Source organism: Peribacillus sp. NPDC055009 (assembly GCF_053608705.1).
In genome coordinates this window covers 398,948-405,555 of the sequence record NZ_JBSGVZ010000001.1, presented here as the reverse complement: position 1 = coordinate 405,555, position 6,608 = coordinate 398,948, and the positions used below count along the sequence as shown (strand labels likewise).

The following is a 6,608-nucleotide window of genomic DNA, read 5'->3' as shown; positions in this document are numbered from 1 at the left end:
CGAGACTCCTGCGGGAATAGCGAGTCCAAGGGAGACCCCACAGGCGCAAGTGCGCCGAGGAGGCTCCCGGACCGCCCGCGGAAAGCGAGTGCCTGAAGTGGAAATCAACGTCTAAATTTGTACAAGCAAAAAAAACTGTAGACAAATTCGATTTTCATCGAGTTTGGCTACAGTCTGAAATGCCCTTTCATTCCAGGGCATTTTCATGATCCAATTTATTAATTTACGAAAAGATATAACTTCCTATGATATTCCTCAAATGCCTGCTGGTCCTTTTCCGTGTAGTCCATCCACTTCACTTTCTTGCATCTTTCCTCTAATCTCTCATTCAGTTCATCTTCTATTTCATTCATGAAACGAATGATTTCCCCATATGACATGTTGAAATGACGGGCTGCGAGCCTTGGCGGAGAATGCTTTACCAGCAATCTCATGAATTGATCGACCGTGTCCGCCTTCGATGCAAGATAATCTTCTTCGTTCACGATGAATTCATACACTTGTTTTTTGACGCCAGAAAGTCTGGTTACTTCGTCGCGCAATAAAAACTCCATTAATCTTTCGTTCATATGGCTCTACCTCGAATTGGTTTATATTTAAATCCTTTTTAGATATGTATGAAAAGTCTATACTGACCGATACCTCATTATGACATCGTAACCGCAAGCCATCAAGCAATTCCTATACCAATACACAAAACGTAATTGTTACGATTTATAATCCATTTAAGTAAAATAACATGTATATGCCTTAAAAGTCAACGTTCGATTTGTGCGACATCTCAGGATGCATAGTAAGCATCCTGTATTGGAAAAATATGATCATGAACAAATGGAACAGCTCTTTATTAATTTTTCTATAGGTATAGAGAATAATTTTGTTAAAATTTGATATAATAAATGTAATATTTAGTCAATTAGTATCTTTTCCTAGAATTTGCTTTTGCAAAGGGGTAGAATGAAGCTAATGACATCTTATTTTTTCTAAATGTTTCCGAGGAGTTATAGGGTGGGTATAGCAAGTACATAGTGACAGCTGAAATGCTGTCCGACATATCGGTTGTTTTCATTTGTTCAAAATAACAATGAAAAGAATAAGGAGTGATTTTTTGAAACCTTCAACAAATCGCATGTTAACCCGTATTAAATCCGTTTATATGTTCATTAGTAATAACGGTACGGTTTCTACTCAAGAGCTTGTAGAAGAATTTGGCATCACTCCTCGAACTGTGCAGCGCGATTTAAATGTCTTAGCATACAATGACCTTGTTCAAAGCCCAAGCCGTGGCCTTTGGACGACAACAAGTAAAAAGGTGAAGATGTCATCGTAAAAAGAACGACCACCCGAACAAGATCGATATGTAAAATACTTTGAGGCAGACAATATTGTCCGCCTCATTTTTTGTATCCAGCTATCATTCAGTCGGTTGGCCTGCCTTTAACTGTTCAAGCTCCTCCGCCGTCAACTCACGGTATTCACCAAGCTCAAGTTCCTCATCAAGCTGTAAACTCCCCATGGAAAGACGCTTTAGGTAGACGACACGTTTGCCAACGGACTCAAACATCCGCTTCACCTGATGGAACTTTCCTTCCATGATCGTTAGCTCGATATCCGATGTCAGACCTGATTTTAAAATGTTCAATTCACCTGGTTTTGTTTCGTATCCATCATCCAAGGTCACGCCGTTGCGGAATGCCTCGATATCCCGTTCCGTCACTTCGCCATCAATGACCGCAAAATATGTTTTAGGGACATGTTTCTTTGGAGAAAGCAGTTGGTGGGCAAGCTTTCCATCATTCGTTATTAGCAATAAACCTTCTGTGTCCTTATCAAGACGGCCTACAGGAAATGGCTCGAATACCGAATCCTCCGGCTCCAAGATGTCGATGACCGTTTCTTGGTAGTTGTCTTCCGTTGCCGACAATACGCCTGGCGGTTTATTCATCATTATATATATGAATTCCCTGTATTCAACCCGTTCACCATGAACCGTAACTATTTCCGTTTCAGGGTCCACTTGTTCCTTCGGGTCCTTAAGAAGCCTGTCATTGACCTTCACGGCGCCGGATTTCAGGAGCTTTTTCACTTCTTTCCTGCTGCCATAACCTATATTGGATAAAATCTTATCTATTCTCATCGTTTCCTCCTAAAGCCTTTTTCAGTAAAAAGCCTTGCCCACTTAAATGTCAGGCAAGGCCAATATATTTTAATCTGGGGATTCACCATTCAATACCCTTTATTTTACACATCAAACTTCCAGCTTATAATCCTAATTTAGCTTTTAACCGATCGATCCGGGTACCGAACAAACGATGGGCAAGTTTGCTTTTCAAGGAAAGCGCCGCATAAATGAGCGCTCCAAAAATTGCACAAACGGCCACGATCAAAATCGCCTGGAAGCGCCCTTCCGTTGTAAGCCAAAGCGATAATAAACTGTTCATGCCCCATGCAGCCAGTCCCATTATTATTGAAAAAACTGTGATCAAAACAGATCTTCTGATGGTAAGGCCGTAACGATATCCAGTAAAGTAGGTAATGACATACAAATTCAGCAGCACGGCAGCCAAGTAGCCGAATGCCGTAGCATAAACGGATCCTTCCGTTTCAAACAGCTTGATCAACGGGATATTCAAGCTCAATTTGATTAAAAAGCCCACAAGCAGGCTGAGCACTGTATATTTTTGCTGATTGATGCCTTGTAAAATGGCCGCCGAAACGGAAAAAAGCGCAAATAAGATGGAAACGGGCGCATATGCCTTCAGGACACTGATTCCAAGTGGATCATGGCTGTAAAAGGCACTATAGATTGGATCGGCTAGCACCGACATGCCAACGACAGCTGGAATCGTAATGAACAACAAAATTTGGAAGGCTTGGTTCAGCTGGCGGTTTAACTCTTCCGAATCCTCGCTTACATATGCCTTCGTCACCGAGGGAAGAAGCGCCATTGAAAATCCGGTTGCAAGTGTCATCGGAATCAAGACAAGCTTCTGGGCATATACATTCAACACCCCAAGGGCATCTTCTGCGACGTGCTGCAAACCGATTGATGACATCGCCTTATTGAAAGACAGCAAGTCCGCAAACTGAAACAATGGCATCGCGATTCCGACAAATATGAAAGGAATCGACGAAAGAAATATTTCTTTATAAATCTCCTTCAGGGAAATTTCCATCGTCCCCCGGTCTTTGTTCATCAAGCTGTCCAAATGGGGTTTTTGTTTTTTCCAATACCAAAATAACACCACTAAACCGCCGACAGCCCCGACCGTTGCCGCGAAGGTAGCTACTTGGATGGCTCTCACTAACTCTCCATCCAGGACATTCAAAACAACATACACACCGGCCAAAAGGAACACGATGCGGACAATTTGTTCAATAACCTGAGAGATGGCCGTTGGTTCCATCGCTTCATGACCTTGAAAGAAGCCGCGGATGATGCTCATGAACGGTACAAAAATCAAGGCGAAGCTGACTGCCCGTATGATCTCGGTGACATCACTGACATCTTCCTGCCTGACCCCAAAGACTCCAGTAAACAGCGGGGCCATCGTATAGAGAATCAAAAAAGCGAGAAAACCTGTGACAACCATTAATTTCAGGCTCGATTTAAATAACTTCTCACCGACTGCGTATTCCTCAAGCGCATTATACTTCGAAATGAATTTAGAAACAGCAAGCGGCATGCCTGCCGTTGCAAAACTAATGAAAATGGTATATGGAACGTACCCATATTGATAGAGGGTAGCCCCTTTATTCCCAACCATATGTTCAAATGGGATAACGTAAAATAAACCAAGTATCTTGGAAATGATCGCTCCCAGCGTTAATATAAAAGCCCCTTTTAAAAACTTAGATGACATCTAATCCCTTCCTGCCTCTGTCAGTTACGTTTCACACGCTCTTTATCTTATCATATTAAAGAATTTTTTCTATAGAAAACTACACTCAAGTTTATCGTTTTCCATGATAATACACAAACAAATAATTCCTTTTCTTCTACATTCGCAATCTGACGGGCTCTTGCTATATAATGAAGGGACTGAAAATGATAAAGTGGTGATCAATTTGAAATATGATGTAGTGGTAATTGGCGGCGGTCCTTCCGGATTGATGGCAGCAATTGCAGCCGGGGAAAAAGGTGCCCATGTCTTGTTAGTGGATAAAGGCGAGAAGCTTGGCAGGAAACTTGCAATCTCGGGCGGCGGACGCTGCAACGTGACGAACAGGCTCTCAATCGATGAAATCATTCAGCATATCCCTGGAAACGGGCGATTTCTATACAGTGCATTCTCAGAGTTCAATAATGAAGACATTATTCAATTCTTTGAAAAATTGGGCGTGGCTCTTAAAGAAGAGGACCATGGCCGGATGTTCCCTGTCAACGATAAAGCGCAAAGTGTCGTGGATGCCCTTCTGACGCGCCTGTCGAATTTAAAAGTAACGATCTATAAGAACTCCCCAGTTGCGGAAGTTCTCTATGAACATGGAAAAACCAGCGGTGTCCAGTTAAAAGATGGCCAGACCATTGACACGGATGCAGTCGTGATTGCAGTCGGCGGAAAATCAGTTCCCCACACCGGTTCAACGGGAGACGGCTACGCATGGGCTAAAAAGGCGGGACATACTATTACCGAGCTTTTCCCAACTGAAGTTCCCGTACTTAGCAATGAAACATTCATTAAAAATCGAACACTTCAAGGTCTCGCACTTCGCGATGTTTCATTGAGTGTCCTTAACCCAAAGGGCAAGGCCCTGATTACACACCGAATGGATATGCTCTTCACCCATTTTGGCGTCTCCGGTCCAGCTGTTCTAAGATGTAGCCAATTCGTCGTGAAAGCGATGAAAAAATGGAACCTGTCGGAAGTGACTATGAAACTCGATGCCCTGCCGGACCGAAACAAGGAAGAGGTTTTTCAAGATATCATGAAGGAAATCAAGGCCGAACCGAAAAAAGCCATTAAAAACACCTTAAAAGGCTTAGTTCCTGAACGATACCTTCACTTCCTGCTTGAGCGAAGCGGCATCGACCTTCAAGAACAAGGAGCGACGATATCAAATGAAAAAATCCGCCGCTTTGCAGAATTATGCAAGGACTTCCAATTCGGAGTGCACGGCACCCAGCCGCTGGAAAAAGCCTTCGTCACGGGCGGCGGCGTATCCGTCAAAGAAATACATCCAAAGGAAATGGCATCCAAACTAATGGACGGACTGTATTTCTGCGGTGAAATTCTGGATATACACGGATACACAGGCGGCTATAATATCACATCGGCATTAGTAACCGGAAGACTCGCCGGAATGAATGCTGCCATGTATGCCCGTTCATAATTCGTAAAAGAGGCTGATCCGCTTGGATCAGCCTCTTTTACTGCGATTTCGTAAGCCTATACATCCATTCGGTGTTTGTTGGGCTTTGATTCAGGCGAAGATGCGGTTATTTGGGTCTTCACCGTACTTTTTTGGGCCGTACCCGCGACGCCTCTATTATCCGGCTTTTCGTTTAAAATATTTCTGGATGATGGCGAAAGGCTTCAAGATCAATGGTATTCCGTTTCGTGAAAGTGACGCCTTCACTCTCGAGCATCGCCTTCTGGTGTTCTGCGGCTCCCTCCGCTTTTATGCCGATTTCTCCTTTGGCATTGATTACCCGGTGCCAAGGAAGGTCATGCTTTTTGCTGCTTGAATGAAGGATCCTTACGACCTGCCTTGCACCGCGCGGACTTCCGGCGAGCTGTCCAATTTGACCATATGTCATCACTTTACCGGATGGGATTTGTTGTATGATATTAATTACCCGTTCAGTAAAACTTTCCAAATAACTCGCCCCTTCCATTCTATCCGTTTGCTAAAATCGTGATTTTTTCATCGGTTATCAGTACCCCATGATGCTTGATCAAGTTTATTTTAAGCTCGGCAGGCACTCTGCAGTCATCGTACGCACAAACAGAAATCAATCCTCGTTCCTTGATCAATTTGTCGATTCCTTTTTCATATTCTCCTATTGCTAAGGTGGCTTGATCGTCATGGCCCCATTCAACATGGCCCCAAGTCCGCACGTGCTGATTGCGTTCAGTATATGTAACGATATTTTCCAAGAAATAATTAACCATCGTCGAAGGTTGGAAGTTTCCATGAAAACAATAAAAATCAAAATTGTTCATAAGATGCACTTGCTCCAATTGCTCCTCATTTAAATGAAGCTGCAATTTCTTGTACACAAAAGGAAAGATACGGTCATTTTCGACGACCAGAATATGGTCTCCCTGTTGAACACCGGCAATGATGAAAGTTGCCTCATTTTCAATGTAGGCTTCCAATTCATTAAAACAGTATAAGATATGTCCACCATCCGATTGCTGTAGATTTTCTATTAGTTGTTTCATATTGTTATCCAAAATGGATCTCTCCTTTAAATACACCAGTCCGCTCTATGTATTATGTATAACTTTACCTATTATCTCCGTGTTTGTAAAATTCATAGATAAATATAATCAGTTTTTCTTAATGACATCTGTTATGATCCGGAACTTAGTTGAATCGAATTGAGGCTGCTTTTAGTCCACTCATCGAAAGACCAAGGCAGCCCATTTCAGCAAACTCCT

At 42.8% G+C, this 6,608-nt stretch carries 7 protein-coding genes; 2 read left to right on the top strand and 5 right to left on the bottom strand.

The features are described from left to right. Window positions 1-218 precede the first annotated feature (218 nt). On the bottom strand, window positions 219-569 hold the full coding sequence (locus ACWF5P_RS02055; protein ID WP_434167593.1) for a hypothetical protein: 351 nt from the start codon (window positions 567-569) through the stop codon (window positions 219-221). Window positions 570-1,108: 539 nt separating this feature from the next. Here ACWF5P_RS02055 and ACWF5P_RS02050 point away from each other — a divergent pair. Continuing rightward, window positions 1,109-1,330 (top strand): DeoR family transcriptional regulator, encoded by a 222-nt coding sequence (locus ACWF5P_RS02050; RefSeq protein ID WP_034309346.1) that lies wholly within the window; start codon window positions 1,109-1,111, stop codon window positions 1,328-1,330. Window positions 1,331-1,414: 84 nt separating this feature from the next. Here ACWF5P_RS02050 and ACWF5P_RS02045 read toward each other — a convergent pair whose 3' ends face one another. Together ACWF5P_RS02045 and ACWF5P_RS02040 are read right to left on the bottom strand one after the other, a co-directional pair. Continuing rightward, on the bottom strand, window positions 1,415-2,137 hold the full coding sequence (locus ACWF5P_RS02045) for a pseudouridine synthase (RefSeq protein ID WP_434167594.1): 723 nt from the start codon (window positions 2,135-2,137) through the stop codon (window positions 1,415-1,417). A 124-nt stretch (window positions 2,138-2,261) separates the two neighbouring features. After that, window positions 2,262-3,863 (bottom strand): oligosaccharide flippase family protein, encoded by a 1,602-nt coding sequence (locus ACWF5P_RS02040; RefSeq protein WP_434167595.1) that lies wholly within the window; start codon window positions 3,861-3,863, stop codon window positions 2,262-2,264. Window positions 3,864-4,068: 205 nt separating this feature from the next. Between ACWF5P_RS02040 and ACWF5P_RS02035 the strand changes: the two genes are divergently transcribed. Next, window positions 4,069-5,334 carry a BaiN/RdsA family NAD(P)/FAD-dependent oxidoreductase gene (locus ACWF5P_RS02035; RefSeq protein ID WP_260358629.1) on the top strand — a complete coding sequence of 422 codons (1,266 nt, stop codon included), beginning with the start codon at window positions 4,069-4,071 and terminating at the stop codon, window positions 5,332-5,334. Window positions 5,335-5,506: 172 nt separating this feature from the next. Here ACWF5P_RS02035 and ACWF5P_RS02030 read toward each other — a convergent pair whose 3' ends face one another. Both ACWF5P_RS02030 and ACWF5P_RS02025 read right to left on the bottom strand, forming a co-directional pair. After that, on the bottom strand, window positions 5,507-5,839 hold the full coding sequence (locus tag ACWF5P_RS02030) for an MGMT family protein (protein WP_101223038.1): 333 nt from the start codon (window positions 5,837-5,839) through the stop codon (window positions 5,507-5,509). Between the two features lies 1 nt (window position 5,840). Then, complete coding sequence (locus tag ACWF5P_RS02025) at window positions 5,841-6,401, bottom strand: MEDS domain-containing protein (protein WP_434167596.1); 561 nt, start codon at window positions 6,399-6,401, stop codon at window positions 5,841-5,843. Window positions 6,402-6,608: the final 207 nt, after the last annotated feature.